This window comes from Pseudomonas sp. ICMP 10191 (genome assembly GCF_001467335.1).
Lineage (GTDB): Bacteria > Pseudomonadota > Gammaproteobacteria > Pseudomonadales > Pseudomonadaceae > Aquipseudomonas > Aquipseudomonas cerasi.
The window spans coordinates 39,829-65,913 of the sequence record NZ_LKGW01000110.1; the positions used below are offsets into that span (position 1 = coordinate 39,829).

Consider the following 26,085-nt stretch of genomic DNA (forward strand, 5'->3'; position numbering starts at 1 on the left):
TCTCAATAACAACAAGACAGAGGTGAAAAATGCGTATCGAAATCGTTGTCGACGTTAAGACCACGCTGGGCGAAGGCCCGGTATGGGATGTCGAGCAACAGCGCCTGTACTGGATCGACAGCTTCGACGGCCGCGTTCTGCGCTGCACCGACGACGGGCGCGAACTGCGCGCCTGGGATGTCGGTCAGAAAATCGGCTCCATGGCCTTGCGCAAGCACGGCGATGCGGCGCTCGTGGCGTTGCAGACGGGTATCTACAACCTTGACTTGCCGAGCGGTGATCTCGAGCTGATCGTCGACCCCGAACCGGGGCTGCCGAACAATCGACTCAATGATGGCAAGGTCGATCGGCAGGGCCGGTTCATCGTGGGCTCGATGGACACGCAGGAGGATCAGGCCAGCGCCAAGCTGTATCGCCTCGATCCGGACCTGAGCCTGCACACTCTGGATGAAGGCATCATCGTGTCGAACGGTCCTTGCTGGAGTCCGGGCGGGGAAACCTTTTATTTCGCCGACACCTGGTCAGGGGAGATCTGGACCTACGATTACGACAACGCCAGCGGCGCAGTCGCCGACAGACGTACGTTTGCAAAGGTCGACACCTCAGGCGGAGGGGCGGCGGATGGCTGCACCGTGGATGCCGAAGGCTGTCTGTGGCAAGCGCTGGTGTATGCCGGAAAACTGGTGCGTTACACCCCCGACGGGCAGGTGGATCGCATCATCGACATGCCGGTGAAAAAAGTGACCAGTCTGACCTTCGGCGGCCCGAATCTGGACACATTGTTTGTCACCTCCATGGCCAAGCCGCCATTGCCGCGCTTTCCGGAAGATGGCCAGCAACGCGGTGCCCTGTTCGCCATCACCGGACTGGGTGTGAAAGGCATCGCCGAGCGGCGCTTTGCCAGTTAACCCGTCGACAGACTGAACCTGAACGTTAAGGACGACTGGACCCTTTCTCGCAGGGGCGTGTGCGGCACGCCTGGAGATTTCCCATGCCAAATAACAAGAACGCATCGCTGGGCAAGATTCATCGTTTTTCGTGGGTGTCGTTGCTGGTCTGCTGGATGATCTGGATTCTGAATGCCTACGATCGCGAGATCGTCTTGCGTCTGGGCCCAACGATTTCCAAGCATTTCGACCTGTCTGCGGACCAGTGGGGGACGGTAGCTACGGTGGTCATGCTGGCGCTGGCCGTTCTCGATATACCCGGCTCCATCTGGAGTGATCGTTACGGCGGGGGCTGGAAACGGGCGCGCTTTCAGGTGCCGTTGGTACTGGGTTACACCGCGCTGTCGTTTTTGTCGGGCTTCAAGGCATTGAGTGGCAACCTCGCCAGTTTCATTGCCTTGCGGGTCGGGGTGAACCTGGGCGCTGGCTGGGGCGAACCGGTCGGCGTCAGCAACACTGCCGAGTGGTGGCCTGTTGAACGCCGTGGTTTTGCCTTGGGCGCGCACCATACCGGTTACCCCATCGGCGCGATGCTCAGCGGCATTGTCGCCAGTTTCGTGATCAGCACCTACGGTGAGGAAAACTGGCGTTATGTGTTCTTCTTCGCCTTCGTGGTTGCGTTGCCACTGATGATCTTCTGGGCACGCTACTCCACGGCCGAGCGCATTACTCAACTGTACGTGGACATCGCTGCCAAAGGCATGACCCCGCCGGACAGCACGCCGTCGACCAATGTAAAAGGCCAGGTCTGGAAGTTGGTAAAAGCGACGCTGAGTAACCGCAATATCGCCCTGACTGCCGGTAACACCCTGCTCACGCAGGTGGTGTACATGGGCGTCAATATTGTTCTGCCGGCCTATCTGTACAACATCCTCAACCTGTCGCTGGCCGAGTCGGCGGGGATGAGCGTGGTGTTCACGTTGACCGGCATTCTCGGGCAACTGATCTGGCCTTCGCTGTCGGACATCATCGGCCGGCGCATCACCTTGATCATCTGTGGCATATGGATGGCGCTCAGTGTCGGGGCCTTTTACTTCGCCAACACCATCCTGATCGTCATCGCCGTGCAGTTGCTTTTCGGCCTGGTCGCCAATGCCGTCTGGCCCATCTACTACGCAGTCGCTTCCGACTCTGCACAACCTTCGGCAACCTCTACAGCCAACGGGATCATCACCACGGCGATGTTCATCGGCGGCGGTATTGCCCCGGTGCTGATGGGGACGCTGATTTCCATGGGCGGCGGCTGGACCAGCCTCAGCGGTTATACCGTGTGCTTTTTCGTGATGGCCGGTTGCGCGTTGGGCGGGGCGTTTTTGCAACTGTTTTCACACCGTCCGGAATTGCTGACAGCGCAGCGGAGCGTGTAAGGGTGACAAGGAAGGTCACTTGGTTTTGATCTTTCAGAACGGGAAGTCACTCTGTAATGACGCGCTGTATCTGCACACATGCGTCGGCCTGCGGGGACCAGAAAGAGAACGTCAGTTCTCAACATCTGTCCCCGTATCAGCCAAAAAGTGCCACTTTCAAGAGCGTCAGCATGCGTTTGCCGGACCATACAGCCAATGGGAGTGGAAGAATAAAGTATTACTTTTTCCTGGCATTACTTGTTGTGCAGCGACATCTGAGTTGTCGCGATCAGAGCATGCCTTGACTATCAGAGGCAAAAAATTGACGTCATAAAAACTGGACCGTCAAGTTTTTTGAGTTGTACAGCGAATGAAATGCCGAGTGTAATAAAAATTTTTTAACCTTTAATATCAACAGGTTGGGTGGAATTAGAGCCTTTATTCAGGTTTGATGAAATGACGGTCTCTAAAGTTACTGAGCTGGCGGGCGACATGAGTAATATCTCAATGACATCAATCATAAAAGTTGGTTCAGCCCATTTTTACGAGCGATAACGCCCACCATGCAAGCCACGGAACGGCTATGTTCAGGATCGACATCATGTTCAGCAAACTCAGCATCTCGCAAAAGCTTTACTTCAGCTTTGCCGCGATCATCGTATTTATCGCCGTCCTTGTCGCGAGTGCTTACAGAGGCTTCGAGCAGGTCGAGGAAGCCACCAACAGCAATGTCCATACGTACCAAGTGCTGAGCGAAGCTCAACTTGCCCTTGAACAGCTGATCAATATCGAAACTGGCATGCGCGGCTTTGTCATTGCCTCGAAGGATGCGTTTCTGGAGCCATTGGTGGCGGGGGAAAAGCGCTTCACCGAAGAGCTCGATTCGCTCAAGCGCCTGACAGCCGACAATGCGGAGCAGCAGCGCCGCTTGGCTGCACTGGGTGAAACCCAGAAGCGCTGGCTTGACGAGGATATCAATCCGATCATCGCCCTGCGCCGCGATCTGACAGCACGCAATGCGGCTGATGATGAACTGGATGCACGCATCACCTCGGGGGCTGACAAAGCCAAAATGGACAGCATGCGCGCTCTGCTGGCTGAGATCAGCGGCACCGAGCAGAAGTTGCTGCTTCAACGCAGCCAGGAAATGGCGGATGCCAAGCGGCTCGCGATCATGATCCTGATGTGCGGTGGCCTGGCAGCTGCCGTTCTGGCGATGATACTGGCCGCGGCACTGGGACGCAGCACCACGGCGCGCCTGCAACTGGCCATTGATGCCGCAACAGCAATTGCCAATGGCAAGCTGGATACCGTGATCGACACCAGCAGTCACGATGAACTGCCGAAAGCTTTTGATCGTATGCAGAATCGTCTGCGCGAGATGATTCAACAGATCAGCCAGGCCGCCAATCAACTGGTCGTTGCCGTACAACAGATTTCCGGTGCGTCCGAGCAACTGTCCGGTGCGATCCAGGAACAGTCGACGTCCGCCTCGGCGATGGCGGCCACGATCGAAGAACTGACCGTCAGCATCCATCACGTCTCCGAAAACGCCGACGAGGCGCATGAACTCGCCAGCCGTTCGGGGCAGCAGTCGAAAGATGGTGCGCAGGTCATCGAAAACACCTTGTCCAGCATGAATGGCATCGCCCGGACCGTGCAGCTGTCTTCTACTCAGGTCGCAGGCCTGGGTCAGCACTCCGAGCACATTTCATCGATCGTCAGCGTGATTCAGGGCATTGCCGACCAGACCAACCTGCTGGCTCTCAACGCTGCCATCGAGGCTGCTCGGGCCGGTGAGCAAGGCCGTGGCTTCGCAGTGGTTGCTGACGAGGTACGCCTGCTGGCGCAGAACACTGGCAAATCCACCAAGGAAATCGCCGGGATGATCGAGAAAATTCAGGCGGGCGTACGGGAGACCGTCGAGAGCATGCGTAGCGGCGTTCAGGAAGTGAACGAAGGCGTCGAAATGGCGGGCACCGCCGGTCAAGCGATCATCGAGATTCGCGACAGTTCGGGCAAGGTTCTGCAGGTGGTCGACCAGATATCCTTCGCGCTGCGTGAGCAAACCGCAGCGAGCCAGGATGTCGCGCGTAACGTCGAGCGTTCTGCGCAAATGGCTGAACAGAACAACATGTCGGTTCAGGAACTGCTCAAGACCAGCGGCGGCCTGAAGACCCTCGCCACCAGCCTTCAGACGGAAGTGGGCAAGTTTCGGCTTTAAGGTCTGAGGACTGCTCGTAAACACGCTTAGGCTGCTGAAAACCCCGGGATTAGTCGATGGCTAATCCCGGGGTTTTTATGATTGCTCATAGTCGGTGTCCGCCGGGCCTTTATGCGGTGCTGCTTGCTCAGTAATACCCAAGCGTGCGCAAGGCATCGACCGCCTGCATGACGGGACCAAGCCGTGCTTGAATGTTCAGGTATTCTTCGGAAAAGCCCCAGGAACCATCCGGCTTTTTAACCAGGTATTGTGCTTCCCAGTCTCGACCCCGATGAAAAACGTCCGGAATGGCGCGTGCCAGGCTGGTCAGGTCTGCTTGATTAAAACCGGTTTCCAGCAGGATCCTAGTGCGACGTAGTGCATCTTCATAATGGGGCGTTTGTGCAAGTCCCATACGTATTGAGAAGGGGACCAGGTTAGCAAGGCCGCGTTCGAGCTGCCGCAATTGCTGGATGCGTTCTGCTGTCGTGTAGAAATGTTGATTCATTTCTCTGCATGATGCTCGCGCTGGAAAGGCTGAAGAGTAGTGAGCCCTTTGTCCGTTAGCCAGGTTTCGTAATGGGCTTGGTAAGCTACCCATCTGACAGCGAATAGGCTAGAGAACTATCTTATGAGTGATACAAACCTGAACCATGTTCCCTTTCTGGTTCTGCGGATGCTGGTCTTGTGAGTGCCGATAATCTGGACGGGTTATGGGAGCTGGTTCGCCCACCGTCATTCTTCCAAACGCTCTGTGCCTGTGAGGCTGACTGGGACCGAGTGCTTGATGCCAGGGATGATGAATTTTTTGATCAGTTATGGACCCTGCATCATGTCGCCTTGCAGGCAACACCTTTAGCTCGTGATATGACTGAGTCGATCAACCTGCTCAGAGAGCATGTATTCAAAGAGGTCTTATCAATCTCGCGAAATGCCGATCTTGCCGGCTATGTCTCCGATGACTTTGGCTTGATCGCTCATCACCTGGCGATCCAGGCCCCCCCATCATGGGTGACCGGATTACTTGACCTATACGTTCGTGGCAATTTCCCCCATCAGCCCTGAGACGCCCTGAGCCCTCAATTATTCATCGCTGATCAATACGTACATCGGATAGCCCTATGAAAAATCAGGCAAATATAGAGACATTCACTGCTGGGGCGGTCATCTTTGATCCGGCTGTGTTGTGCCGGTTTGCCGCAGCGTACTGCCCGGAAGTTGGCGATCTGTTTGCGTTTTTCATCGAAGAGAGTGAAGTGGGGCGGGTGGCCGTACAAGCTGGTGTGGTCTTGCCGATGTATGAAATTCCTGAAGCGCACTATCTGTTTCGCTTGAGTGAAAAGAGCGACGATTTGCCAATCGAGCTTCCCGGAGCGGTTATTCAGCACAACGGTATTCCATTGAGAATCGAATCGGGTGTGTTGGTGGTTGCAGATCTGTATGCGCTGATGGACTGGGATCCTGCATTCTTCCTGAATTTCAAAGATCAGCGTGCTCTTGGGCTCGGCAACGCCGACTACCTTGAAGTCTCATCAGGACTTTATTCAATGGGCTTCACAGGCTTGGTGGAAGCGAATGGCGATTGCACCCGCTTGGTTTATGAGCTGTCTCTCGACTCCGTCGAAACTTTGCCTGTCTTGCATGAGTCAGCATGTTTTGGTGAGTGGGATTTCGCCATAAAACATAGTTAGTGGCTGCAACCGCGCGATGATCCGGCCTGACCGTCCCCACGCTGTCCGCTTGAATTTCACAAGGAAGACACGCCGATGAACGAAAGTGAACAGTATGTTACTGACAGCATCAAAATCTGGGTCTGGTCCGGGTTTTACAGTGCGCAAGAGATGGATGAGATGATCGAAGACATCATTGACGACGATTGCGACGTCGCGGTGCTGAAAGCCTTTATTGCGCAGGAGCTTAAGCAAAAGCTCGAAGCCGAACGCCTCTGGCCGAAGATCACCGATTGTGATCGACTGGACGTTGTTTTTTACCATCTGCATGAAGCGGGGATCTGTGCGCTGTCCAACGCGGGTTACACGATGTCGGATGGATACTCGGAGGTTGCCCAGGCTGATCATGACGCGCCAGACGGTCATTATCATGGCTACTGTTTCTATCACGGGCAAGATGTCGAGCGTGTGGTTGAAGGCGGCGAGCTGATGATCGCTTTCGGTTCGCTAGATGATGATCCCTTGAAAGGCGTCGGCGTTGGTCAAAAGGTGTGCGGAGCGTTGAGAACTGCCGGCTTTCAGGTGACCTGGAATGAAACTGACGAGCAGCGCATCGAAATTCATGCAATGAAATGGCAGCGCAGGCTGTCTCAGGGCTGATGCCTTGTCACATCAATGCTGAGCCAGAATACTGTCCAGCAGACCCGGGAACCGGCTCTCAAGCACCTGTTTGCGTAGCGAGTTCATGTGCATGGTGCCCACGTTGCGCGTCTGTACAAGCCCGGCATCGCGCAGCACACGGAAATGATGGGACATGCTCGATTTAGGGCGTCCGCCGTCCAGTTCGCCGCAGGTGGCTTCTGTGACGCCGGCCAGGCAGCGCACGATTCCCATGCGAACGGGATCACTCAAGGCATAGAGTAAGCGTTCGAGTGTTAGGTCTTCAGGATCGGGGTGTTGGAAGGTTCGCATGGAGGGGATGATATCAAGGCTTCCGTTTATTGCCATAGTTCGATTACCATCGAACAACTGAAATCAAAAGTCATCTGGCCTACGGGAGCTTTCCAATGTCTGCATTGTTCGAACCCTTCAAACTGAAAGACGTTACGCTGCGCAACCGAATTGCCATTCCTCCGATGTGCCAGTACTCGGCAACCGAAGGTGTCATCAACGACTGGCACCACGTGCACCTGGCCAGCATGGCACGTGGAGGTGCTGGTCTGTTGGTGGTCGAAGCTACCGCCGTTGCGCCGGAAGGACGTATCACTCCCGGTTGCACCGGTATCTGGAACGATGAACAGGCACAGGCATTCGTACCTGTCGTCAAAGCCATCAAGGCCGCAGGTTGCGTGCCGGGTATTCAGATTGCACACGCGGGTCGCAAGGCCAGTGCCAATCGTCCATGGGAAGGTGATGACCACATCGCTGCTTCCGATTCGCGTGGCTGGGACACTATCGCTCCGTCCGCCATTGCGTTCGGTGCCAACCTGCCGAAAGTCCCGCGCGCCATGACCCTGGACGACATCGCGCGTGTTCGCCAGAACTTCGTCGATGCTGCGCGTCGCGCCCGCGATGCCGGCTTTGAATGGATCGAGCTGCATTTTGCCCACGGCTACCTGGGGCAGAGCTTCTTCTCCGAGCACTCCAACCAACGCACCGATGCGTACGGCGGCAGCTTCGATAACCGCAGCCGTTTCCTGCTGGAAACCCTGGCCGCAGTGCGTGAAGTGTGGCCTGAGAACCTGCCGCTCACCGCACGTTTTGGCGTGATCGAATACGACGGTCGCGACGAGCAGACGCTTGCCGAGTCAATCGAACTGGCGCGCCGCTTCAAGGCTGGCGGGCTGGATCTGTTGAGCGTCAGCGTCGGTTTCAGCACGCCGGACGCCAACATTCCGTGGGGGCCTGCGTTCATGGGACCGATCGCCGAGCGTGTGCGTCGTGAAGCGGATATTGCAGTGACCAGCGCCTGGGGCTTCGGCGAGCCGAAGCTGGCTGAAGAGGCGGTCAAGTCAGGCCAGCTCGATCTGGTCTCGATTGGCCGTGCGCATCTGGCCGATCCTCATTGGGCCTATTTCGCGGCGAAAGAACTGGGCGTTGAAAAGTCGGCCTGGACCTTGCCGGCGCCTTACGCTCACTGGCTTGAACGTTATCGCTGAGTACGCCTGATCTGAAAGGATGCGTTCGTTGGTGACACCTACAGCGTAGGCATCCTCTCTTCAGGTGAAGTGGTGGAAGGCATTTGCCAACCACCACCCAGCGCTTTGAAGACGGCGACCGCCGCCTGTGCGGATTCGACCTGTGCCTGCGCCTTGGCGTCAGCGACCTGCAGCAATTTCTCGTCAGCGCGCAGAACCTCGATCAAACTGGCAGCACCTTTGCTGTAGCTTGCAAATGAGGATTGCCGGGCTGAAGCAAGTGCAGTTTCTCCTTTACCCAGCATTGCAGCTTGAGTTTCGCGGCTGATCAACGAAGAAAAAGCGTTTTCAACGTCCTCAGTGGCGCGCAAAACTGACTGTCGATAAGCCGCCAGAGCTTCTGCCTCTTGTCCTTTGGCTTGTCTGATCCGGGCGTTCACCCGGCCGAAATCAAAAAGCCTCCAGCGAAGCCCCAAAATACCTGCTGACTGACTGGCACCATCGCTAAACAGGTTGCCGCTCGACACGGCTGTGGCGCTGCCCAGCAGTGCGCTGAGTGAGAGCTTGGGGTAATACTCGCTGATCGCCACGCCGATACGTGCGTTCGAAGCGGCGAGGCGCCGCTCGGCCACGATCAGATCAGGTCTGCGACGGAGAAGATCGGCTGGCGTTCCTGTCGACGTGAGCTCGGGTGCGTGTGGGATTCGACCTGTTTCAGCCAGAGAGCTCCGGTGAGTGCCAGGCGGCACGCCCAACATCACATCTAGCGCGTTCATCGCCGCGTCGAGACCTGTTTGCAGAATAGGCACTGTTGCCTGCACCTGTAAAAGCTCCGCTTCGATCTGACGAGCTTCATATTCCGGGGACAGACCACGCTCATGAAGGAGCTGGACTTTTTCCAGCAGGTCCTGCCGGGTTTTAACCTGTCGGTTCGCGATTGCCAGTCTGGCTTGCAGACCACGGACGGTGATGTAGGTATCAGCGGTCCGGGCTGCCACAGCCAGCCTGGCAGCCGCAACACCTGCCTGCGAAGCTTGATATTCAGCCAGTGCAGCCTGTCGGCTGCGTCTCAAACCGCCAAAAACGTCCAGCTCCCAGCTTGCCGTCAGATTGGCTTCATAGGAATTGCCATAACGATCGTAGCCAGGTGTCGAGTTCAGGACCTGACCGAGTGGAGTCTCTACCGATTGCTGCGCGCGAGCTGTCTGTGCATCGATGTTGCCCGATGGGAGCAGGGCGGCGGTTGCCGCATCTGCTCCGGCGCGTGCCTGAGCAAACCGCGCACGGGCTTGAGCGAGATCGAGGTTCTGCGCCAGTGCGCGTGACACGAAGCTGCTCAGTAACGGATCATCAAAACCGTCCCACCACGCGGCACTGACAGGCGGATGCGCGGTAATATTCGCAGCGCCATGTGGTTGAGTCAGATAACGGTCAGGCAGGGGCGCATCCGGGCGCTGGTAATCCGGGCCCACGGCGCAGCCCGACAGCAGGCCGGTGCTCATGACCAGTACATAAGTACAAATCGGGCGCATGGAAATTCCTTGAGGTGATCAGGTTGTGACTATATTACGATTTGGTCACTTGTTGTCAACGAGTGTTCACATAGCTAAGCTGGAAACATGACTAATCAAATCAAAACATCGCCAATGCGCGGTCCCTCCGACCACAGCGTTCGCGATCAGGTTGTCGAAGCGGCAACACAGCATTTCGGCCACTACGGCTATGAGAAAACCACGGTCTCCGATCTGGCCAAAGCCATTGGTTTTTCCAAGGCCTACATCTACAAGTTCTTTGACTCCAAGCAAGCCATTGGCGAAGTGATTTGCTCGAACCGGCTGGCCATGATCATGGCGCTGGTGAACTCGGCAATCAGCGAGGCGCCAACGGCCTCCGAAAGGCTGCGCCGCCTGTTCCGCTCGCTTGTGGAAGCCGGTAGCGATCTGTTTTTTCACGACCGGAAGCTGTATGACATAGCCGCTGTCGCAGGCCGCGATCAGTGGCCTTCTGCTGCCGCGCACGACGAGCGTATTCGCCAGCTCATCCAGCAAATCGTTCTTGAAGGCAGGGAGTCGGGAGAGTTCGAGCGCAAGACACCTCTGGACGAGGCCGTTCAAGCCATTCACCTGGTCATGCGCCCGTACATCAACCCGGTGCAATTGCAATACAACCTCGACATTGTGTCGACGGCTCCGGTCCAGCTGTCGGCGTTGATACTGCGAAGTCTGGCACCATGAAGCTGTGACCATTGACTAATTTGGTCACTTTACGGAGAATCGTTTCCCTGCTCACTTGATTTCAAGTAAGGGATCCCATGCTCCTGTCCAGACCCAAAACCACTGCCTTGCTGTTATTGCCTCTCTTTCTGACTGCGTGCAGCGAGTCGTCCGGGGTGCGCGATCCACGTACCCAGCCGCCGCTGGTAAGGGCGGCCACTGTTGCAAATGCTGATCAAGCCTTCCGTTCTTTCACAGGTGTCGTGGTCGCTCGGGTTCAGAGCGACCTGGGGTTTCGGGTTTCCGGGAAGGTGCTCGAGCGCCTGGTTGATACCGGCCAGACCGTCAAGCGCGGTGAGCCACTGATGCGCCTGGACCCCGTTGACCTTGGGCTTCAGGCTCAGGCCCAACAGCAGGCGGTTGCCGCCGCTGTGGCGCGAGCCAGGCAGACTGCAGATGACGAAGCGCGCAACCGTGACCTGGTCGTCGCTGGTGCGATATCCGCTTCCGCCTACGACCGGATCAAATCCCTGGCCGACACCGCCAAGGCAGAACTGAATGCGGCTCAAGCGCAGGCCAGCGTGGCACGTAACGCAACCGGGTACGCCGTTTTACTGGCGGACGCCGACGGCGTGGTGGTCGACACCCTGGTCGAGCCTGGGCAGGTCGTCAGCGCAGGCCAGCCCGTGGTCAGGCTGGCAAAGGCCGGGCCACGCGAAGCCATTGTCCATCTGCCTGAAACCTTGCGGCCGGCGATGGGTGATCGGGCTGAGGCCAGACTGTATGGAAACAGTGCGAGCGTCATACCGGCAAGGCTGCGGCTGCTCTCTGACGCAGCAGATCCGCTGACGCGTACCTTTGAAGCCAGGTATGTGCTTGAGGGTTCAACCGTCAGTGCGCCTCTGGGTTCAACGGTGTCCCTCGATATCGCTGTTGGCAAGCCTGCCCGGCAGTCGCTGGCGATACCCATTGCCGCTCTGCATGATCCGGGTCGAGGCCCTGGTGTCTGGGTCATCGCAGGTACGCCTGCAAAAGTCACCTGGCGCGCTGTGCAACTGCTGGGTGTGAGTGACGATTCGGCAAACGTGAGTGGTGGTCTAGAGGCCGGTGAGCAGGTCGTGGCATTGGGCACGCATTTACTTCATGACGGTGAAGAAGTGCGTGTGCAGCAGGGTAGTATCACCGCTGAGGCGCGACCATGAATCCGGGACGTTTCAACCTTTCTGCACTGGCGGTTCGCGAACGCTCCATTACGCTGTTTCTGATTGTTTTGATCGGCGTGGCCGGTACGCTTTCATTTTTCAAACTGGGGCGTGCGGAAGATCCGCCTTTCACCGTCAAGCAAATGACCGTTATTTCTGCGTGGCCTGGCGCAACCGCTCAGGAGATGCAGGATCAGATCGCCGAGCCGCTTGAAAAACGCATGCAGGAATTGAAGTGGTACGACCGTAGCGAGACCTACACCCGGCCGGGTCTGGCATTCACTATGGTTTCATTCCAGGACAAGACCCCACCTTCTCAGGTGCAGGAAGAGTTTTATCAAGCGCGCAAGAAACTCAGTGATGCCGCGAAGTCGTTACCTGCGGGGGTTATTGGTCCGCTGGTTAATGATGAATTTTCGGATGTGACCTTTGCGCTGTTTGCGTTGAAAGCAAAAGGTGAGCCGCAGCGGCTGCTGGTACGCGATGCCGAGTCACTGCGCCAGCGTCTGCTGCATGTGCCGGGCGTGAAGAAGATCAATATCATCGGCGAGCAAGCCGAACGAATTTTCGTGTCGTTCTCCCACGAGCGGCTGGCAACATTGGGTATCGCTCCCCAGGACATTTTTTCGGCGCTCAACGACCAGAACGTCCTGACCCCCGCCGGTTCGATTGAAACCAGCGGGCCGCAGGTGTTTATACGTCTGGACGGTGCCTTCGACACCCTTGAGAAAATCCGCAACACGCCGATTGTGGCGCGGGGTAAAACGCTGAAGCTGCAGGACGTGGCGACAGTGGAACGCGGCTACGAAGACCCCGCGACCTTTCTGGTCCGCAATCAGGGCGAGCCGACCCTGTTGCTGGGCATCGTGATGCGCGACGGCTGGAATGGTCTGGACCTGGGTAAGGCGCTGGACGCGGAAACAGCCAGAATCAATCAAGGCATGCCATTGGGAATGACGCTTTCGAAGGTCACTGACCAGTCGGTGAACATCAGTTCGGCGGTTGACGAGTTCATGATCAAGTTCTTCGTCGCCCTGCTTGTGGTGATGCTGGTGTGCTTTCTCAGCATGGGCTGGCGAGTCGGTGTGGTGGTCGCTGCAGCCGTACCGCTCACGCTGGCCATTGTCTTCGTGGTGATGGAAGCGACGGGCAAGAACTTTGACCGGATTACCCTGGGATCATTGATCCTGGCACTGGGCCTGTTGGTGGACGACGCAATCATTGCCATCGAAATGATGGTGGTGAAGATGGAGGAGGGCTACGACCGGATCAAGGCGTCAGCCTATGCCTGGAGCCACACCGCAGCGCCCATGCTTGCCGGTACCCTGGTGACCGCTATCGGCTTCATGCCGAACGGCTTTGCGCAGTCGACTGCCGGTGAGTACACCAGCAACATGTTCTGGATTGTCGGCATCGCCTTGATTGCCTCCTGGATAGTTGCAGTGGTCTTCACACCTTATCTGGGGGTGAAGATGCTGCCGGAAATCAAGCCGGTTGAAGGCGGACACGCTGCCATCTACGACACTGCGCATTACAATCGTTTCAGACGGGTTCTGGCCCACGTCATTGCCAGGAAGTGGTGGGTGGCGGGTGCGGTGATCGCTGCATTTGTCGTGGCAGTTCTCGGGATGGGGGCGGTCAAGAAACAATTCTTCCCGACCTCCGATCGTCCGGAAGTACTGATCGAAGTGCAGATGCCCTATGGCACATCCATCGAGCAGACCAGCGTAACCACCGCCAAGGTAGAGGCGTGGCTGCAACAGCAGGATGCCGCGAAGATCGTCACGTCCTACATCGGACAGGGCTCGCCACGGTTTTATCTGGCAATGGCGCCGGAGCTGCCGGATCCGTCGTTTGCAAAAATCGTTGTACTGACTGAAAGCCAGGACGCACGAGAAGCGCTCAAGCTGCGGATTCGTGAGGCCGTTGCTAACGGGCTTGCACCTGAGGCCCGGGTCCGGGTCACACAGCTCGTGTTCGGTCCTTATTCGCCGTTTCCTGTGGCGTATCGCGTGCGCGGGCCAGACCCTGACACATTGCGCGAGATCGCCAGTCGGGTCGAAACCATCATGGCGGCGAGTCCGATGATGCGCACTGTCAACAGCGATTGGGGAACGCGAGTGCCTACGCTGCACTTCTCTCTGAATCAGGATCGCTTGCAGGCCGTCGGGCTGACCTCGAGCGCAGCAGCCCGGCAATTACAGTTCCTGCTCTCGGGCATCCCTGTCACGTCTGTACGCGAAGATATCCGCTCGGTGGAAGTGATGGGCAGGGCGGCGGGTGACATCCGCCTGGACCCCGCGAAGATCGAGGGCTTCACGCTGGTGGGGGCTGCCGGTCAGCGCATTCCTCTGTCGCAGGCCGGAGTGGTTGAAGTGCGTATGGAAGACCCGATGCTGCGCCGTAGAGATCGTGTGCCGACCATCACCGTGCGCGGTGATATCGCGGAAGATCTGCAACCGCCGGATGTCTCCGCCGTGATCATGAAAGCACTGCAGCCGATCATCGACAGCCTCCCGGAGGGCTATCGGATCGAGCAGGCCGGATCAGTAGAGGAATCGGCAAAGGCTACTGCGGCATTGGCCCCGCTGTTTCCGATCATGATTGCCGTCACCTTGCTGATCATCATCCTTCAAGTGCGTTCGATGTCGGCGATGATGATGGTGTTTTTCACCGCTCCACTTGGGTTGATCGGTGTTGTGCCGACACTGCTTTTGTTCAATCAGCCGTTCGGTATCAACGCTCTCGTCGGGCTGATCGCGCTGTCCGGCATTCTGATGCGCAATACCTTGATCCTGATCGGGCAAATCGACCACAACGAAAAGCAAGGGCTCGACCCGTTTCAGGCGGTGGTCGAAGCAACCGTACAGCGGGCACGCCCGGTGCTGCTCACGGCACTGGCGGCGATCCTGGCGTTCATCCCTCTGACCCATTCGGTGTTCTGGGGGACGCTTGCCTACACGCTGATCGGAGGCACCCTCGGCGGGACTGTGATGACGCTGGTGTTCCTGCCAGCCATGTATTCGATCTGGTTCAAAATCCGTCCGGATAGAGGATCGCTACCCCCAAACTCCAGCAGTCACGCCTCAACGGGCACAGAGATGAAGAGGATCTGATCATGAATCAATATGTCCAAAAGCGGATCGTCGTAACCGGTTGCGGCATAGTCAGTCCCTTGGGGTGCGGAGTCGAGAAGGTATGGCACAGATTGTTGGGTGGCCGCTCGGGCATCGGCTTGCTGCCGGGCAGTGTCAGTGATGGCACCGGTGTTTCAGTCGCAGGCCAGGTGCCGACCCTTGGGGAAGACCCGGTTGCCGGGTATGCCCCGGATAGCGTGATCCCGATGAAAGAGCGCAAGAAGATGGACCGCTTCATCGAGTTCGCGCTCGTCGCTGCTCATGAAGCGCTCGCGCAGGCTGGTTGGCATCCTGACTCCGAGGTGGAACAGCAGCGAACGGCGACCGTCATTGCGTCGGGGGTAGGCGGTTTTGGCGCTATTGCCGACGCTGTGCGTGTCACGGATACACGTGGACCTCGCAGACTGTCGCCATTCACTGCGCCATCTTTTCTGGCGAACATGGCGGCTGGCCAGATTTCCATCCGTTATGGCTTTAAAGGTCCGTTGGGCGCCCCCGTGACTGCCTGCGCAGCCGGCGTGCAAGCCATTGGCGACGCAGCGCGGTTGATCAGAAGCGGTGAGGCCGACATTGCAATCTGCGGTGGTGCCGAGGCCGCCATCGATCGCGTCACGCTGGGGTGCTTTGCTGCGGCTCGTGCGCTTTCCACGAGCTTTACGGGTCGGCCGCAAGAGGCCTCACGCCCGTTTGACCGGGACCGTGACGGTTTCGTCATGGCTGAAGGGGCGGGCCTGCTGGTCATCGAATCACTGGAGCATGCCCTGGCGCGGGGCGCGACGCCGCTTGCTGAACTGACAGGCTACGGCACCAGTGCGGACGCCTATCACCTGACGGCCGGACCGGACGACGGTCGCGGTGCCCGCAGGGCGATGGAACAAGCACTGCATCAAGGTGGCGCAGGGGTTGATGAGGTGCAGCATATCAATGCCCACGCCACCTCGACGCCTGTCGGTGACAAGGGTGAGCTGGCTGCCATTCGTTCATTGTTCGGCGCTCGATCAGGCGTCGCCATCAGCTCTACAAAATCGGCCACCGGACATTTGCTGGGTGCGGCCGGCGGAATCGAGGCAGTTTTCACAGTGCTGGCACTGAGAGACCAAATCGTGCCACCCACATTGAACCTCACTCACCCGGACGAGGCTGCCGAAGGGCTTGACCTGGTGGCCATGGTGGCCCGAGAGACCCAAATCGTCCACGCCCTTTCAAACGGGTTCGGATTCGGCGGGGTCAATGCCAGCGTTCTTTTTCGGCGCTGGGAAGGCATGCCGTAAGTCGTTTCAGCCTGGAAAGTGCTCTGCAGTGGCCTGACTGCTCACTTGCGCCGCACCCGTGGCGCAAGTCCTGTCAATTGCTGACGAACGCATGCCCAGGCCAGGTGCAGCGCATTACGCAACGCCACTGCATCGGCGCTCATCATGCGTACGGACACGCCGCAATCGTTCGGCAATGCGCTGACGCCCTGGTAGCTATCGGCAACGTCGTGTAACGCTTCGCGCAACGTCCGTTTCAAATCCTCTATCGGCAAACCCTGGCCCACCAGCATGAACGTCGCCAAGGCTTGCCGTTGACCGCTCACACCAGGCAGTCGGCGTTGCAGGTCTGCGCCGGTCATTGCCAGTCGGTCACCGGCCAGCAGTTTTCCGGCCGGGCTGTAGACCTGCAGATCGGCGCGGTAAAAGTCGGGCAACCCTTCGCTGCCTGGAGGTGTGTGCAGGCAGAATGCGTCGCACAGCAACACTCTTGCGCCGGGGTGCAGCGTTACGTTTACCTGGCTATGCAGCCGCGTCTGTGGAAACAGAATGGTGGCCATCGGCAGGTACTCCAGCAGTGCATCGGCTTCGGCGACCAGCGTCACGGTCTGCTGCGCCGACTGCTCAAGCATGCTGTGCGCGACCGTCGCAGCGCCGGTACTGACGTGCACTTGTGTGCCTGGCCCTGCGTGCAGATGCAGGTGCAGTTGTTCCCCGGCGAACAGGCCTCCCGAGCACGACTGCAGGTAGACCGCCGCCATGCCGGGCGGGTCTTGTGGCAGAGTCAGGTTACGGCCCAGATGGAAGGGGTAGCCGACTTCCTGACGAGACACATAACTGGCCCCGGAAGGCGCCTTGCTGAAAGCAATATGCGCCGTGCTTTTTGCCTGTGCGGGCAGTGACGATTGATGGGCGTTCATGTGCGGTCGAACAACACGGCACGGCTTATCGCTTCAACCACCGCGTCGACGCCTTCGCCGGTATTGCAGTTGGTAAACAGCACCGGCTGGCCGTTGCGCGCCTGCGCCGACTCGCGCCGCATACGCGGCAGGTCGACCCCCACATAGGGTGCCAGGTCGTATTTATTGACCACCAGCAGGTCGCAGCTCAGCACGCCGGGTCCGCGTTTGCGCGGGATATCGTCACCGCCTGCGACATCGATGACGAAAATCCAGTAGTCCACCAGATCCAGCGAAAAGGTCGAGGCCAGGTTGTCGCCGCCGGATTCGATCAGCACCAGATCGAGATTGCCGAAGCGCGCCTCCAGCTCATCGGCCATTTGCAGGTTGAGGGTCGGGTCTTCACGAATGGCCGTGTGCGGGCAGGCACCGGTTTCCACCGCACGAACCCGCTGAGGATCGATCAGGCCGCTGCGCTGCACACGCTCGGCATCCTCGCGGGTCGCAAGGTCATTGGTGATGATCGCCAGCTCGGTGCCGCGCGCAATGAAGCGCGGGATCAGTTGTTCCAGCAGACGTGTCTTGCCCGAGCCGACCGGCCCGCCGATACCGACGCGCGCTGCGCCGGGATGAGGTTGGGCGTCGGTGTGCGGGGCGGATGCATTCAGAGGCAGGCTCATGTCGGGGTTCCTGTGCGGGAGGGTTTCAACGCAGCATGTAGCGTTGCGCAAGTGGCACTTCGCTGACCGGCTCGCAGTGCAGGCGCTCGCCGTCGGCATACACATCGAAGGTCTGCGGGTCGACGCGGATGTCCGGGCAGGCATCGTTGTGCAGCATGTCGGACTTGCGCAGTGTGCGAGTGCCGAACGCGGGCAGCAGTTGCTTCTTGAGCCCCAGGCGTGTGGCGGTGTCGGCCTCGACGGCAAGACGGTTGACGAAGTTGACTGACAGCGCCTGTTTGGCCTCGCCAAATGCGCCCCATTGCGGACGCATCACCAAGGGCTCGCAGGTGTACAGCGAGGCGGCGGAATCACCCATCACGGCGTGCACGATGAAGCCGCCCTTGACCACCAGCTCCGGCTTGATGCCGAAGAAGGCCGGCCGCCAGAGCACCAGGTCGGCCAGCTTGCCGGGCTCCAGAGAGCCGATGTAGCTGTCGATGCCGAATACCCGCGCGGCGTTGATGGTGTATTTGGCGATGTAACGCTTGATCCGTTCGTTGTCGCCCAGTGCTGTGGTTTCTTCCGGTAGGCGACCGCGCTGGTCTTTCATTTTCGACGCCAGTTGCCAGGTCCGGCAGATCACCTCGTTGATACGGCCCATGCCCTGGCTGTCGGAGCCCAGGATCGAAATGGCGCCGGTGTCGTGCAGGATGTCCTCGGCAGCGATGGTCTGCGGGCGCACCCGCGATTCGGCGAACGCCACGTCTTCCGGCACGTCCGGATTGAGGTGGTGGCAGACCATGATCATGTCCAGATGCTCGTCGAACGTGTTCACGGTGTAGGGGTTGGTCGGGTTGGTCGAGGAGGGGATGCAGTTGCTTTTGCCAGCGACGCTGATGATGTCCGGCGCATGCCCGCCGCCTGCGCCTTCGGTGTGGTACATGTGAATGGTGCGGTCACCGATCGCCGCCAGCGTGTCTTCGAGAAACCCGGATTCGTTGAGGGTGTCGGTGTGCAACTGAACCTGAAAATCGTATTCGTCGGCGACTTTCAGACAGGTGTCGATCACCGCCGGCATGGCGCCCCAGTCCTCGTGGATCTTCAGCCCCAGGCAACCGCCACGCAGTTGCCCGAGCAGCGATTCAGGCTTGCTGGAATTGCCGCGCCCCAGAAAACCGAAGTTGATCGGCCAAGCTTCGGCGGCCTGCAACATTTTGCCGACGTTCCATTCCCCGCCACAGTCGATGCCTACCGTGATCGGCCCCAGCGAGCCGCCGATCAGTGTGGTCAGACCTGCCGCCAGCGCGTGATCGCAGAGTTGCGCCGAGTCGAAATGTACATGCACGTCAATACCGCCGGGGGTGACGATCAAGCCCTCGGCATCGCGTACGGTCGTGGCGACGCCGCAAATCAGTTGCGGGTGCACCCCGTCCATGATCTGCGGGTTGCCGGCCTTGCCAATGGCGACGATCTTGCCGTCCTTGATACCGATGTCGCCTTTGACGATGCCGATCACCGGGTCAATGATCAGCGCGTTGCAGATCAGCATGTCCAGGGCCCCGTCAGCGCTGTCGTGCCCGGGCATCAGGCCCATGCCGTCACGCAGCGTCTTGCCACCACCGTGCAGACACTCATCGCCAGGCACCGAGTGGTCGAACTCGACTTCGGCCAGCAGCGAGGTGTCACCCAGGCGCACGGCATCGCCGGTCGTGGGGCCGTACATGGCGGCGTATTCCTTGCGGGTCATCGTTGCCATGCCTCAGGCTCCTTTGAAGAGTTGGGCGCGGGCACGCTCCAGCGCTGCGAGCTTGCAGGCCGGATCGTGCAGGTTGCCATTGGTCAGGCCACTGAAGCCGTGGATGTCGCCAGTTCCGCCAAACTGCACCAGTTGCACTTCGCGCAGCTCGCCGGGTTCGAAGCGCACCGCCGTGCCTGCGGGAATATCCAGGTGCATGCCGAAGGCACGTTCACGCGGGAAATCCAGCGCCTTGTTGACTTCGAAAAAGTGATAGTGACTGCCGATCTGCACCGGTCGGTCGCCGGTATTGATCGCGCGCAGGGTGGCGGTCGGCCGCTCGCCATTCAGGTGGATATCGCCGTCAGGTGAAAGAATCTCTCCCGGTATCGGCATGACCGCCAGCGGCAGTCGGCCCGGCCGGATCGGTTGATGCACGGTGACCAGTTTGGTGCCATCCGGAAACGTGCCCTCGACCTGCAGCACCGGCAGCAGGTCGGCGACCCCAGGCATCACGTCATCGGTGTTGAGGATCGTCGAGCCGAAACCGATCAGCTCGGCGACGCTGCGCCCCTCACGTGCGCCTTCGAGGATCTCGTCGGCAATCAGGGCCGAGGCTTCCGGGAAATTCAGGCGCAGGCCCTTGCTGCGGCGTTTGCGTGACAGCTCGGCGGCGGTGTACAGCGTGAGTCGTTCAAGTTCGGTAGGGGTCAGCAACATGAGGGGGCTCCAGAGCTGTCAGTAGAAGGCCGGTCAATTGGCGAACAGGCGCAGGTCCTGGGTTTCGTGACGCATCACGGCGATTTCGGCCATGGGTGTGAAGCCGCACGCGTCGTCTGGCTCAGGCGGTTCCTGCGCCAGCAGTTCGGTGATCAGCGGTTGAATATCGGTCAGCACTCGTTGCGCATCGATGTGGCCCATGACCCCGAGGCGTACGGCGGCGCTGACCAGCCCGGTGCACAAGGCGTGTGCGGCAGCCAGTTGGCAGTGATCGCGGTGCATGCCCAGGTGATTCCAGAGCAGGCCCTGCACCACGGGCAGATGGCCCGGTGTGTGGCCTGCCAGAATCTGCTGTTGATAGGACGCCGCGCCCGATGTGCCCAGCGCGACATGCACGCCCAGCAATGCCTGGCCGACACGTCGTGAGCCCTGGCGCAGTTCCTCGGCCAGGGTGAGTGCTTCGATCTGAGTGTCCAGAGCCATCAACGCCGGCTGGTCATCGGCCGCGTGCCAGGCGGCGAGCAGAAACACTCGATCAAAACTGTTCCAGCGATGGCGCAATTGGCCCTCGACGAAGCCATGTACCTCGGCACTGCGGCTATGGCGAACCGTTCGTTGCCGGCGTCGTGGCGCGACGATTTCGCCGTGACCGAGGTGTCCGTCAGCGACCAGCGTTTCCAGACCCCATGACCACGCCACCGCACCGCCGGGAAAGAAACTGTCGGCCTGCTGCAGGGCCAGCAACAGGCTGCTCGAGGCGTTCATGCGCGCTGCACCCGGCCGTCCGCGAGCATGGGCGCCAGACGCTCGAGGTAGTCAGCTTCCGGGCCGTTGAGCGGGATCTGCAAGGTGTCTCCGGCAAAGCGCACTGCCCAGTGCATGTTGCCGGCGAAATAACCCAGTTCCAGCGCGGCCGCCGCATCGCGTGGTTGCAGGTCGAGGTATTGCTGATCCTGCATTTGCACGACGATGGCGCGTTGACTGTCGAGCATCAGCACCGAGCCGTTGCGCAGGTGTTGGTGACGTTCCAGACGAATCGCGCAGTCGGTGCCCCGATCACTGGCCAGGCGCAGGCGATGGCGCTGAATGTCACTGCCGGACAGGCTCAGGGTTTCGACCTGACCGGCATGGCTCAGGTCATGCAGGTGGTCGGCGAGGGCAGGGTCGCTGGCTTGGCCCAGAATGCGGTCGAGTATCAGCATGGCGATGGCTCCCGTACGTTGTTCAGATTGTCAGGTAGCGCAGGATGCGCTCGCGGTCGACGGTTTCGCGGACTTCGCTGTGCACGAATTCGCCTTTTTCGATGATCAGGTAACGGTCTGCCACCGCCATGGCGAACGACAGCACCTGCTCGGAAACAATCAGCGAAAACCCGCGTTCCTTTTTCAGCAGGTTGAGGGCTTTGGCGATGTCCTTGATGATCGACGGCTGGATGCCTTCGGTGGGCTCATCGAGGATCAACACCTTGGGGTTGGAAACCAGCGCCCGGGCGATGGCCAGCTGTTGCTGCTGACCGCCGGACAGGTTGCCGCCCTTGCGTCGGCGCATCTCGAACAGCACCGGGAAGTATTCGAAGATGTAGTCGGGAATTGGCGCTGCGGGCGCACCCTGCATGCCGGTCAGGATGTTTTCCTCGACACTCAGGTAGGGGAAGATCATCCGCCCCTGAGGCACGAAACCGACCCCGGCGGCGACACGCTCGTAACTCTTGCTGCCGGTCAGTTCCTGCCCGGCCAGGGTGATGCTGCCGCTGCGCGTCGGCAACATGCCGACCAGGCTTCTGAGCAGTGTGGTCTTGCCCATGCCGTTGCGGCCCATGACCGCGAGTGACTCGCCTGCCGCCAGCTCCAGGCTGAGGTCACGTAACACGTGACTGTCGCCGTAATACACGTTGAGGTGAGAGACATTCAGCATGTTCAGTGCCCCAGGTAGACGTCGATGACGCGAGGATCGTTCTGCACCTGATCCATCGAGCCGTAGGCCAGGGTCTTGCCCTGATGCAGGACGGTGACCTTGTCAGCCACCGATTTCACGAACTCCATGTCGTGCTCGATGATCACCATCGCGCGACCCTTGGCGATGAGCTTGAGCAGGCCAGCGGTTTTCTCCCGCTCGCCTGCGCTCATGCCGGCGACGGGCTCGTCGAGCAGCAGCAGTTCCGGGCGCTGCATCAACAGCATGCCGATCTCCAGCCACTGTTTCTGGCCGTGGGACAACAGCCCGGCCTTGCGTCCCAGCTGGTCCTTGAGAAAGATCATTTCGGCGGTCTGATCGATTTCGGCATTCAGCGCTGCGTTCTTCCCGGCGAACAGGCAGTTGAAGATGCCGCGCTTGTCCGGCGAGGAAATGTCGAGGTTTTCACGCACGGTGAGGTCTTCGTAGACCGACGGGTTCTGAAACTTGCGGCCCACGCCAGCGCGGGTTATCTGGTACTCGATCATGTTGGCCAGTTGCAGGTCCTTGAAGCGGATGCTGCCGGCACTCGGGCGGGTCTTGCCGCAGATCATGTCGAGCAGGGTGGTCTTGCCCGCGCCATTGGGCCCGATCACCACATGCACCTGGTTTTCCTCGACATAGAAATTGAGGTTGTCGACCGCCTTGAAACCGTCGAATGACACGGTCAGGTCTTCGACACTCAGTAACATCGCGCTCATGACTGCGCCCCCTTGTTGCTCAGGCGCTGCAGCAGTCCGGCCAGCCCGGTGGGCAGGAACAGCACGACGGCCATGAACAGGAAACCGATGAAGTACTGCCAGAAACTGACGAAGTTTTCCGACAGCCAGGTTTTGGCCGTGCCGATCAACAGCGTGCCGTACACCGCACCCACCAGCGAGAGGCGTCCACCCAGCGCGGCGTAGATGACGATCTCGGTGGACGGAATGATGCCCACCAGCGAGGGCGACGCCAGGCCGACCTGCAAGGTGAACATCACCCCGCCCAGCGCGGAAATCAGTGCGGCCACGGCAAAAATGAAGGCCTTGAACAGCGCAGTGTTGTAACCGGAGAAACGCACCCGGTCTTCGCGATCACGGATTGCCACGATCACCTTGCCCAGGCGGCTGCGCAGAATGAACCCGCACATCGCGACGCTGGCCAGCAGCAACAGTGTGGTGATCAGGTAGAGAATCCAGGGCGTCTGGGGCGTCTGCAGGCTCAGGCCGAAGGCGGTCTTGAAATCGGTCAGGCCGTTGACGCCGCCGGTGTAGCCCTGTTGGCCGATGATCATGATCGACATGATCGAGGCCAGTGACAGGGTAATGATCGAGAAGTACACGCCGCCCACGCGTTTTTTGAAGTAGGCATAACTGAACAGAAACGCCAGCAGTGCAGGCAGGATCAGGATCGCAGCCAGGGTAAAGGTCGCCGACTCGAACGGTTTCCACCACCAGGGCAGGGCTTCGACGCTGTTCCAGATCATGAAGTCCGGCAGTGCCGAACCGTAGAAAGCGGCGAGGGCGCTGGCCGCTTCATCCGTGGCGGTGGCTTCGAGTTTGAGGTACATCGCCATCATGTAGCTGCCCAGGCCGAAGAAAATCCCCTGACCGAGGCTGAGGATGCCGCCGTAGCCCCAGATCATCACCATGCCCACTGCGCAGAACGCCAGGCTCAGGTATTTGCCGGCCAGCCCGAGGCGAAAATCCCCCAGTATCAGTGGCAACGCCACCAGCAACAGCAGCGACAGCCAGATCAGGCTGTAGCGCTCGATCAGCGTCAACCAGCCACCCGCTGGCTTGCCTGCGCCCGGCACTGTGGCCTGCGGCCGCAGCGTCGGCTTTTCAGTCATGTCATTCATCTCAACGTCTCACTTTCGTGGCGAACAGGCCGTTGGGGCGGAAGAACAGCAGCACGATGACCACCAGCAGGGTGATCGCCTTGGCCATGGAGCCGGTGGTGAGGTATTCCAGCGAAACCTGGGTCTGGCCGATGGCGAACGCCGAAAGGAAGGTGCCCAGCAGGCTTTCCACGCCGCCGAACACGACGACGATAAAGGTGTCCACCAGGTATTGCTGACCGCTGACCGGGCCTGTGGAGGCGAGCATGGTGAATGAACTGCCGGCAATGCCTGCCAGTCCGCAGCCCAGCGCGAAGGTCACCGAGTCGACCCGCGCGGTGTTGATCCCGGCTGCACCGGCCATGGCGCGGTTCTGGGTCACGGCGCGAATGCGCAGGCCCCAGCGACTGCGGTAGAGGAACAGGAACACCGCAGCGGCAATCACGAAGGTCAGACCAATGATGAAAATCCGGTTGAGGGGCAGCTCCAGCCCGTCGCTGATTTTCCATGCGCCCTGCAACCACTGCACGGTGGGCACGCTGACTTCCTTGGGGCCGAAGACCTGGCGAAACAGCTGCTGAAGGACCAGAGACAGCCCCCAGGTCGCCAGCAGGGTGTCGAGCGGTCGGTTGTACATGAAGCGTATGAAGCAGCGTTCCAGCAGTAGACCGAAGGCAAAGGTCACCACAAAGGCCATCCCGATGCCGATGATGAAATACCAGCCCATGAGCTCCGGAAAGTAGCGCTGAAACACCACGGAGGTGACGTAGGTCATGTATGAGCCCATCGCCATCAGTTCGCCGTGCGCCATGTTGATCACGCCCATCAGGCCGAACACGATGGTCAGCCCGAGTGCCATCAGCACCAGCACGGAAAACAGCGAGAACCCGCTGAAGACTTGCATTACCAGCGTATCGAGAGTCATGCCGTCGCTACCTGTTGCTGCACATTGACGAAAGCGGGCGCGAAGCGGATCGCGCCCGTGCCGGGATCAGAGTTTCGGAAAGGGGTTGGGCTCGATCGGTGCCGACTCGTAGATCACGTCGACCTGGCCCTGCGCATTGAGGGTGCCGATGCGCGCACGCTTCCACAGGTGGTGGTTGTCCTTGTGCACCTTGATCTCGCCTTCGGGCGCATCGAGGGTCAGTTCCGAGGACGCGGCGATTACTTTCGGCACGTCGAAACTGCCTGCTTTCTCGACGGCCTTTTTCCACAGGTACACTGCGGTATACGCCGCAGCCATCGGGTCACCGACGACGCGCTGCTGCCCGTAGCGTGTTTTGAAGGCCTGGACGAACTTCTCGTTGACCGGGTTTTTCAGGCTCTGGAAATAGCTCATGCAGGTCAGGAAGCCAACGAGGTTCTCCGCACCGATGCCGGTGACTTCCTCTTCGGTGATCGCCAGCCCCATCAGCGTCTGGTTACTGCTGTCGATACCCGCGGCCTTGAGCTGTTTGTAAAACGCCACGTTGGAGCCGCCGACGATGGTCGACAGCACGATGTCCGGCTTGGCCGCCTTGATCTTGTTGATCACCGAGGAAAACTCGATGGCCCCCAGCGGCAGATAGTCTTCGCCGACGATGGAGCCGCCCTGTTTGGTCACCGATGCCCGTGCCAGTTTGTTGGTGGTGCGTGGCCAGATGTAGTCGGAACCGACCAGATAGACGCTTTTGCCCTTGTTGGCCATCAGCCAGGTGACGGCGGCAAGGGTCTGCTGCGAGGCTTCGGCACCGGTGTAGATAATGGCCGGGGATTTCTCCAGCCCTTCATAGAAGGTCGGGTAGTAGAGCAGGCCCTTGTTGCGCTCGAAGACTGGCAGCACCGCTTTGCGCGAGGCCGAGGTGAACGCGCCAAAGGTGACTGCGACGTGGTCGTTTTCCAGCAGCTTGCGTGCCTTCTCGGCGAAGGTCGGCCAGTCGCTGGCACCGTCCTCGACGATTGGCTCGATGGTTTTGCCCATCACGCCGCCACTGGCGTTGATCTCTTCGATGGCGAGTTTTTCTGCGTCGACCACCGAGGCTTCACTGATGGCCATGGTGCCGGTCAGCGAGTGGATGATGCCGACTTTCACAGTCTCGTCCGCCTGCGCCTGACCGATCAGGGAAAACGGCAGCAGGCTGATCGCACCCAGCAACAGAGCATGCTTGATCAAACGGCGTTTGTCGTTGTGCATTCACTTATCTCCCAGGAA

At 59.5% G+C, this 26,085-nt stretch carries 25 protein-coding genes; 11 read left to right on the forward strand and 14 right to left on the reverse strand.

Annotated features, from left to right (window positions below):
• The first annotated feature begins 29 nt into the window (after positions 1 to 29).
• From AO388_RS13960 to AO388_RS13970, 3 genes are all read left to right on the forward strand, one after another.
• On the forward strand, positions 30 to 908 hold the full coding sequence (locus tag AO388_RS13960) for an SMP-30/gluconolactonase/LRE family protein (protein WP_046719564.1): 879 nt from the start codon (positions 30 to 32) through the stop codon (positions 906 to 908).
• An 83-nt stretch (positions 909 to 991) separates the two neighbouring features.
• On the forward strand, positions 992 to 2,314 hold the full coding sequence (locus AO388_RS13965; RefSeq protein ID WP_058416617.1) for an MFS transporter: 1,323 nt from the start codon (positions 992 to 994) through the stop codon (positions 2,312 to 2,314).
• A gap of 580 nt (positions 2,315 to 2,894) precedes the next feature.
• The gene (locus tag AO388_RS13970; RefSeq protein WP_032609426.1) at positions 2,895 to 4,517 is read left to right on the forward strand and encodes a methyl-accepting chemotaxis protein; all 1,623 of its coding nucleotides are present in this window, start codon (positions 2,895 to 2,897) and stop codon (positions 4,515 to 4,517) included.
• Between the two features lie 127 nt (positions 4,518 to 4,644).
• On the opposite strand, the gene AO388_RS13975 is transcribed toward AO388_RS13970, so the two are convergent.
• A complete protein-coding gene (locus AO388_RS13975; protein ID WP_058396802.1) occupies positions 4,645 to 5,004 on the reverse strand; it encodes a hypothetical protein in 360 nt (119 codons plus the stop codon).
• Positions 5,005 to 5,183: 179 nt separating this feature from the next.
• On the opposite strand from AO388_RS13975, the gene AO388_RS13980 reads away from it, so the two are divergent.
• From AO388_RS13980 to AO388_RS13990, 3 genes are all read left to right on the forward strand, one after another.
• Complete coding sequence (locus AO388_RS13980) at positions 5,184 to 5,561, forward strand: hypothetical protein (protein ID WP_054081854.1); 378 nt, start codon at positions 5,184 to 5,186, stop codon at positions 5,559 to 5,561.
• Positions 5,562 to 5,617: 56 nt separating this feature from the next.
• Positions 5,618 to 6,187 (forward strand): hypothetical protein, encoded by a 570-nt coding sequence (locus tag AO388_RS13985; RefSeq protein ID WP_058416618.1) that lies wholly within the window; start codon positions 5,618 to 5,620, stop codon positions 6,185 to 6,187.
• Between the two features lie 75 nt (positions 6,188 to 6,262).
• Positions 6,263 to 6,826 carry a DUF6891 domain-containing protein gene (locus tag AO388_RS13990; RefSeq protein ID WP_058396800.1) on the forward strand — a complete coding sequence of 188 codons (564 nt, stop codon included), beginning with the start codon at positions 6,263 to 6,265 and terminating at the stop codon, positions 6,824 to 6,826.
• 12 nt (positions 6,827 to 6,838) lie between these two features.
• Here AO388_RS13990 and AO388_RS13995 read toward each other — a convergent pair whose 3' ends face one another.
• Positions 6,839 to 7,174 carry an ArsR/SmtB family transcription factor gene (locus AO388_RS13995; protein WP_058416619.1) on the reverse strand — a complete coding sequence of 112 codons (336 nt, stop codon included), beginning with the start codon at positions 7,172 to 7,174 and terminating at the stop codon, positions 6,839 to 6,841.
• Positions 7,175 to 7,233: 59 nt separating this feature from the next.
• On the opposite strand from AO388_RS13995, the gene AO388_RS14000 reads away from it, so the two are divergent.
• A complete protein-coding gene (locus tag AO388_RS14000; RefSeq protein ID WP_003367039.1) occupies positions 7,234 to 8,325 on the forward strand; it encodes an NADH:flavin oxidoreductase/NADH oxidase in 1,092 nt (363 codons plus the stop codon).
• A 38-nt stretch (positions 8,326 to 8,363) separates the two neighbouring features.
• Here the strand turns inward: AO388_RS14000 and AO388_RS14005 are convergent, their stop codons facing one another.
• Positions 8,364 to 9,836, reverse strand: a complete 1,473-nt coding sequence (locus AO388_RS14005; RefSeq protein ID WP_058416620.1) for an efflux transporter outer membrane subunit — start codon at positions 9,834 to 9,836, stop codon at positions 8,364 to 8,366.
• Between the two features lie 87 nt (positions 9,837 to 9,923).
• Here AO388_RS14005 and AO388_RS14010 point away from each other — a divergent pair, with 87 nt between their 5' ends.
• The 4 genes from AO388_RS14010 to fabF all read left to right on the forward strand — a co-directional run bounded on the left by AO388_RS14010 (position 9,924) and on the right by fabF (position 16,127).
• Positions 9,924 to 10,538 carry a TetR/AcrR family transcriptional regulator gene (locus AO388_RS14010; protein WP_032609397.1) on the forward strand — a complete coding sequence of 205 codons (615 nt, stop codon included), beginning with the start codon at positions 9,924 to 9,926 and terminating at the stop codon, positions 10,536 to 10,538.
• Positions 10,539 to 10,615: 77 nt separating this feature from the next.
• Complete coding sequence (locus AO388_RS14015; RefSeq protein ID WP_003432989.1) at positions 10,616 to 11,719, forward strand: efflux RND transporter periplasmic adaptor subunit; 1,104 nt, start codon at positions 10,616 to 10,618, stop codon at positions 11,717 to 11,719.
• Complete coding sequence (locus AO388_RS14020; RefSeq protein ID WP_058416621.1) at positions 11,716 to 14,835, forward strand: efflux RND transporter permease subunit; 3,120 nt, start codon at positions 11,716 to 11,718, stop codon at positions 14,833 to 14,835. The genes AO388_RS14015 and AO388_RS14020 overlap by 4 nt, the downstream gene beginning before the upstream one ends.
• Positions 14,836 to 14,837: 2 nt before the next feature.
• Positions 14,838 to 16,127, forward strand: a complete 1,290-nt coding sequence (fabF, locus tag AO388_RS14025) for a beta-ketoacyl-ACP synthase II (RefSeq protein WP_058416622.1) — start codon at positions 14,838 to 14,840, stop codon at positions 16,125 to 16,127.
• Between the two features lie 41 nt (positions 16,128 to 16,168).
• Here fabF and AO388_RS14030 read toward each other — a convergent pair whose 3' ends face one another.
• The 11 genes from AO388_RS14030 to urtA all read right to left on the reverse strand — a co-directional run bounded on the left by AO388_RS14030 (position 16,169) and on the right by urtA (position 26,067).
• Entirely contained in the window at positions 16,169 to 17,026 is an 858-nt protein-coding gene (locus AO388_RS14030; protein WP_003432985.1) for an urease accessory protein UreD, read from the reverse strand.
• On the reverse strand, positions 17,023 to 17,685 hold the full coding sequence (ureG, locus tag AO388_RS14035; RefSeq protein WP_003367054.1) for an urease accessory protein UreG: 663 nt from the start codon (positions 17,683 to 17,685) through the stop codon (positions 17,023 to 17,025). The genes AO388_RS14030 and ureG overlap by 4 nt, the downstream gene beginning before the upstream one ends.
• Before the next feature lie 25 nt (positions 17,686 to 17,710).
• A complete protein-coding gene (gene ureC / locus AO388_RS14040) occupies positions 17,711 to 19,423 on the reverse strand; it encodes an urease subunit alpha (protein ID WP_003367057.1) in 1,713 nt (570 codons plus the stop codon).
• A 3-nt stretch (positions 19,424 to 19,426) separates the two neighbouring features.
• Positions 19,427 to 20,122 carry an urease subunit beta gene (locus AO388_RS14045; RefSeq protein WP_058416623.1) on the reverse strand — a complete coding sequence of 232 codons (696 nt, stop codon included), beginning with the start codon at positions 20,120 to 20,122 and terminating at the stop codon, positions 19,427 to 19,429.
• Between the two features lie 33 nt (positions 20,123 to 20,155).
• A complete protein-coding gene (locus AO388_RS14050; RefSeq protein ID WP_003367062.1) occupies positions 20,156 to 20,887 on the reverse strand; it encodes an urease accessory protein UreF in 732 nt (243 codons plus the stop codon).
• The gene (gene ureE / locus AO388_RS14055; RefSeq protein ID WP_058416624.1) at positions 20,884 to 21,324 is read right to left on the reverse strand and encodes an urease accessory protein UreE; all 441 of its coding nucleotides are present in this window, start codon (positions 21,322 to 21,324) and stop codon (positions 20,884 to 20,886) included. Before ureE ends, AO388_RS14050 begins: the two co-directional genes overlap by 4 nt.
• A gap of 22 nt (positions 21,325 to 21,346) precedes the next feature.
• Positions 21,347 to 22,036 carry an urea ABC transporter ATP-binding subunit UrtE gene (urtE, locus tag AO388_RS14060; protein WP_003432976.1) on the reverse strand — a complete coding sequence of 230 codons (690 nt, stop codon included), beginning with the start codon at positions 22,034 to 22,036 and terminating at the stop codon, positions 21,347 to 21,349.
• A gap of 2 nt (positions 22,037 to 22,038) precedes the next feature.
• Entirely contained in the window at positions 22,039 to 22,776 is a 738-nt protein-coding gene (gene urtD / locus AO388_RS14065; RefSeq protein ID WP_003367067.1) for an urea ABC transporter ATP-binding protein UrtD, read from the reverse strand.
• Positions 22,773 to 23,915, reverse strand: coding sequence for an urea ABC transporter permease subunit UrtC (gene urtC / locus AO388_RS14070; RefSeq protein WP_058416625.1), 1,143 nt, complete (start codon positions 23,913 to 23,915; stop codon positions 22,773 to 22,775). Before urtC ends, urtD begins: the two co-directional genes overlap by 4 nt.
• A 1-nt stretch (position 23,916) precedes the next feature.
• The gene (urtB, locus tag AO388_RS14075) at positions 23,917 to 24,819 is read right to left on the reverse strand and encodes an urea ABC transporter permease subunit UrtB (RefSeq protein WP_003432973.1); all 903 of its coding nucleotides are present in this window, start codon (positions 24,817 to 24,819) and stop codon (positions 23,917 to 23,919) included.
• Positions 24,820 to 24,885: 66 nt separating this feature from the next.
• On the reverse strand, positions 24,886 to 26,067 hold the full coding sequence (gene urtA, locus AO388_RS14080; protein WP_016567925.1) for an urea ABC transporter substrate-binding protein: 1,182 nt from the start codon (positions 26,065 to 26,067) through the stop codon (positions 24,886 to 24,888).
• Positions 26,068 to 26,085: the final 18 nt, after the last annotated feature.

Excerpts from the sequence above, each read along its gene's own strand:
- AO388_RS13960 (WP_046719564.1), top strand. The coding sequence starts at position 30 with ATGCGTATCGAAATCGTTGTCGACGTTAAGACCACGCTGGGCGAAGGC.
- AO388_RS13965 (WP_058416617.1), top strand. The coding sequence starts at position 992 with ATGCCAAATAACAAGAACGCATCGCTGGGCAAGATTCATCGTTTTTCG.
- AO388_RS13970 (WP_032609426.1), top strand. The coding sequence starts at position 2,895 with ATGTTCAGCAAACTCAGCATCTCGCAAAAGCTTTACTTCAGCTTTGCC.
- AO388_RS13975 (WP_058396802.1), bottom strand. The coding sequence starts at position 5,004 with ATGAATCAACATTTCTACACGACAGCAGAACGCATCCAGCAATTGCGG.
- AO388_RS13985 (WP_058416618.1), top strand. The coding sequence starts at position 5,618 with ATGAAAAATCAGGCAAATATAGAGACATTCACTGCTGGGGCGGTCATC.
- AO388_RS13990 (WP_058396800.1), top strand. The coding sequence starts at position 6,263 with ATGAACGAAAGTGAACAGTATGTTACTGACAGCATCAAAATCTGGGTC.
- AO388_RS13995 (WP_058416619.1), bottom strand. The coding sequence starts at position 7,174 with ATGGCAATAAACGGAAGCCTTGATATCATCCCCTCCATGCGAACCTTC.
- AO388_RS14000 (WP_003367039.1), top strand. The coding sequence starts at position 7,234 with ATGTCTGCATTGTTCGAACCCTTCAAACTGAAAGACGTTACGCTGCGC.
- AO388_RS14005 (WP_058416620.1), bottom strand. The coding sequence starts at position 9,836 with ATGCGCCCGATTTGTACTTATGTACTGGTCATGAGCACCGGCCTGCTG.
- AO388_RS14010 (WP_032609397.1), top strand. The coding sequence starts at position 9,924 with ATGACTAATCAAATCAAAACATCGCCAATGCGCGGTCCCTCCGACCAC.
- AO388_RS14015 (WP_003432989.1), top strand. The coding sequence starts at position 10,616 with ATGCTCCTGTCCAGACCCAAAACCACTGCCTTGCTGTTATTGCCTCTC.
- AO388_RS14020 (WP_058416621.1), top strand. The coding sequence starts at position 11,716 with ATGAATCCGGGACGTTTCAACCTTTCTGCACTGGCGGTTCGCGAACGC.
- fabF (WP_058416622.1), top strand. The coding sequence starts at position 14,838 with ATGAATCAATATGTCCAAAAGCGGATCGTCGTAACCGGTTGCGGCATA.
- AO388_RS14030 (WP_003432985.1), bottom strand. The coding sequence starts at position 17,026 with ATGAACGCCCATCAATCGTCACTGCCCGCACAGGCAAAAAGCACGGCG.
- ureG (WP_003367054.1), bottom strand. The coding sequence starts at position 17,685 with ATGAGCCTGCCTCTGAATGCATCCGCCCCGCACACCGACGCCCAACCT.
- ureC (WP_003367057.1), bottom strand. The coding sequence starts at position 19,423 with ATGGCAACGATGACCCGCAAGGAATACGCCGCCATGTACGGCCCCACG.
- AO388_RS14045 (WP_058416623.1), bottom strand. The coding sequence starts at position 20,122 with ATGTTGCTGACCCCTACCGAACTTGAACGACTCACGCTGTACACCGCC.
- AO388_RS14050 (WP_003367062.1), bottom strand. The coding sequence starts at position 20,887 with ATGAACGCCTCGAGCAGCCTGTTGCTGGCCCTGCAGCAGGCCGACAGT.
- ureE (WP_058416624.1), bottom strand. The coding sequence starts at position 21,324 with ATGCTGATACTCGACCGCATTCTGGGCCAAGCCAGCGACCCTGCCCTC.
- urtE (WP_003432976.1), bottom strand. The coding sequence starts at position 22,036 with ATGCTGAATGTCTCTCACCTCAACGTGTATTACGGCGACAGTCACGTG.
- urtD (WP_003367067.1), bottom strand. The coding sequence starts at position 22,776 with ATGAGCGCGATGTTACTGAGTGTCGAAGACCTGACCGTGTCATTCGAC.
- urtC (WP_058416625.1), bottom strand. The coding sequence starts at position 23,915 with ATGAATGACATGACTGAAAAGCCGACGCTGCGGCCGCAGGCCACAGTG.
- urtB (WP_003432973.1), bottom strand. The coding sequence starts at position 24,819 with ATGACTCTCGATACGCTGGTAATGCAAGTCTTCAGCGGGTTCTCGCTG.
- urtA (WP_016567925.1), bottom strand. The coding sequence starts at position 26,067 with ATGCACAACGACAAACGCCGTTTGATCAAGCATGCTCTGTTGCTGGGT.